Source organism: Desulfuromonadales bacterium, assembly GCA_035620395.1.
Lineage (GTDB): Bacteria > Desulfobacterota > Desulfuromonadia > Desulfuromonadales > DASPGW01 > DASPGW01.
Genome location: DASPGW010000064.1, coordinates 1 through 2,904 on the forward strand (window position 1 = coordinate 1; position 2,904 = coordinate 2,904).

Here is a 2,904-nt window from a genome sequence, read left to right on the forward strand (position 1 = left end):
GCTTGCGCCGGCGGCTGAACTTTAACGTTGAGCCTGAAGAAAAAGCACGTCCAAAAAATCACAAGTCGCAAGACATTTAAAGGCTCAACCTAATCATGCGGGTTGGGCCTTTCCAATTTGTTGTGCCATATCGCAGTCCCGCTTTGCCTAATGACTTATTGAACACCTAAACCGCCTGTACTTGCATACGGCAAATCCATGCAAATCTCTGCTTGCGGAAAACGGACCTTTGGTTTAGTGATAGGTAGATTTGTTAATCCAGTGGAAACGGAGTCCGTCGCAATCCTGATGAATGATCTGTCCACCTGCCCCAAGTGCGGCTTTCCCCTGGTCCGGCCCGTTCCAGCCGAATGCGGTCGCTGCGGCGTCATCATTTCCAAGTATCGGCAACGGCAGGCGCAGCCCAGGGAACCGGCGGCCACGCCAGAGGCGGAAGAAACAAACGCGGGGGGAAGTTTGCGCGAGCTCTTTTTCGCCATCCCGGGCCGGCAGACCCCCATTCTCCTCTGGAGCCGGGCCGCGCTACTGGCGGCCCTTGCTGGCTGGGGGGGCCGCCTGGTTTTCGCTGGCCTCGCGTCGAATGCTGCCGGCGAATCGCTTCTGCATCTGATCAACCTTCCCTTTCATGAGGCAGGACACGTCCTCTTTCGCCCCTTCGGAGCGTTTGTCACTTCACTGGGCGGCACCCTCGGCCAACTGCTGATACCGCTGATCTGCCTGCTCGTCCTGCTGTTCAGGTCCCGCGATCCTTTCGGCGCGGCGGTCTGCCTCTGGTGGCTGGGCGAGAACTTTCTCGACATCGCCCCCTACATAAACGATTCCCGTGCCGGCGAACTGCCGCTGCTCGGCGGCAATTTCGGGCATTCCTCCCCCTACGGCTTCCACGACTGGGAATTCATCCTCACGGAGACGGGTTTGCTGCGTTACGACCACCTCCTCGCGGCGGCCTCACACCACTTCGGAGCACTGCTGATGGTCGCCGCCACGGTGTGGGGAGGATTGATTCTTTACCGGCAATTCAGGCCCTGCCAAGAGCACCCGCGCACTAATGGAACACACGAGGCATGAGCCACAAGCAACCCATCAAGGGTTTCAAGGATTTGTGGAAAGAACGCCGGGCGGTCCGCTGCAGCGCTGCCACCGCCGCTGGTGCCAGTCGAAATGCTCCCGCGGCCGAAAATGGTCCTTGTAGTCCATGGCCGGGCAGCCGGGTACGTAATAACCCAGGTAGTAATACGGCAGGCCGAGCCGGCGGGTGTGCTCGATCTCCTGCAGGACGCTGAAGATGCCGAGGCTGCGGCCGGCAAGCCGGGGGTCGAAGCAGAAGTAGACGCTGCTCAGGCAATCCGCCCCGACATCCAGAAAACCGAGGCCGGCGAGTTCCTCGCCCAGGTGGATTTCCGTCTGCAGCGATGGACAGGACGGCAGGTAGAAGTGGAAAAGGAACTCCTCGGGATCGGTCTCCCGGCCGAAGCGGATGCCCGAATGTTCCTGGTAGAGGTTGTAGATTTCTTCACGGAGCCGCAACGGACCGAAGGAAACCCGCAGGTCGGCGTTTCGGCGCAGCACCCGGCGCTGGCTGCGCGAGGGCGCGAACTCCGCCACCGGCACCCGCAGGGGGATGCATTGACGGCAGTCGGGACAGGCGGGACGAAAGTAATAGGGGCCGAATTTGCGCCAGCCGGCCTCGAAGCAGGAGGCGACTTCGACGGCGGACAACTGGCTGGCCAGAAAGTACTCGTACTGCTTGCGCCGCCCCGGCAGATAGGGGCAGGGAGCGAGCTCTTCGAGTTGCGCTGTTTTGAGAACCTGCATGAACGGGCCTTTTCGAGGGTGTCGACCAGGCGACCGGGGGCTTTCGGCCAGCATGGCACAGCTGTCCGGCGCCCGTCAACGGCCAGGCGAAGGCCATAACTCCCCCGGGCGGCGTCCTGACTCCGGCGGCGCCGAAGAAGCCTGGTTCTGTTGCTTTACCGCAACCGGAATGCTATAAGGAACGCCGACCACCTTCTTTTCGTTTCGAGTCCACCCATGCCGTCCCTCACCGACATCCGCCGCCGGCTCGCCAACCGGCAGCCCTGCCCGCTGACGCCCGGCTCGCGCCGGCACGCCGCCGTCGCCATGATCCTGCGCGAGGCGGCGCATGGCCCGGAGATTCTTTTCATCGAACGGTCCCGGCACGAGAGCGACCCCTGGTCGGGCGACCTCGGTTTTCCCGGCGGCAAGATCGAGGCGGACGACGATGAGCCGCGACGGGCGGCCGAACGGGAAACCCTCGAGGAAATCGGCCTCGACCTGCAGCAGGCCCGTTACCTGGGACGCCTCGACGACCTGGCCGGCGCGCACCTGCCGGTCGTCATCTCCTGCTTCGTCTATGAAATCGGACAGACCGTCACTTTCTCTCTGAGCGATGAGGTTGCCGAGGTCTTCTGGGTTCCCCTGCAGACCCTGCTCGAACCCCGGCGGCATCGGCTGACGACGGTTTTTTTCCGCGGCGAGCGGCTGCAGCGGCCGGCCATCGACCTGCGGGGTCCGGACCGAACCGTACTCTGGGGCATCACCTATCGCCTGGTCTGCCAGTTTCTGCAGATCCTCGGGCTCGAACCCATCCCCCTTGAGGCAGTCGACGAACGGCAAGGCTGAAGGACGGGATGGCTCCGGAATGGCACACAAAAAAACCCCGGAAGCAGGAGGGCATCTTCCGAGGCGAATGGGGAGACCGCGTCCGGTCTCTCCTGGAATTTGGTTAAAGCTTATCAGATCATTCCACCCTGTCAATGGACCGTCAAAATGAAGGATAACCGCCTCGAAGCCGATTGGGAAAAGCTCTGCCGTCAGTGCGGCCAGTGCTGTTTCGAGAAGTGGGTCGACGAGGACGGAACCATCCACCCGACCGTCATCGCC

The 2,904-nt window shown here is 62.2% G+C and carries 3 protein-coding genes; 2 read left to right on the forward strand and 1 reads right to left on the reverse strand.

The genetic code is table 11. From position 1 onward, the window contains the following. The first annotated feature begins 288 nt into the window (after positions 1 to 288). Positions 289 to 1,068 carry a hypothetical protein gene (locus VD811_04005; GenBank protein HXV20142.1) on the forward strand — a complete coding sequence of 260 codons (780 nt, stop codon included), beginning with the start codon at positions 289 to 291 and terminating at the stop codon, positions 1,066 to 1,068. Positions 1,069 to 1,092: 24 nt separating this feature from the next. Here the strand turns inward: VD811_04005 and VD811_04010 are convergent, their stop codons facing one another. Beyond that, positions 1,093 to 1,815: an arginyltransferase gene (locus VD811_04010; protein ID HXV20143.1), complete on the reverse strand. Its 723-nt coding sequence runs from the start codon at positions 1,813 to 1,815 to the stop codon at positions 1,093 to 1,095. 216 nt (positions 1,816 to 2,031) lie between these two features. On the opposite strand from VD811_04010, the gene VD811_04015 reads away from it, so the two are divergent. Continuing rightward, a complete protein-coding gene (locus VD811_04015) occupies positions 2,032 to 2,643 on the forward strand; it encodes a CoA pyrophosphatase (protein ID HXV20144.1) in 612 nt (203 codons plus the stop codon). The last annotated feature ends 261 nt before the right edge of the window (positions 2,644 to 2,904 follow it).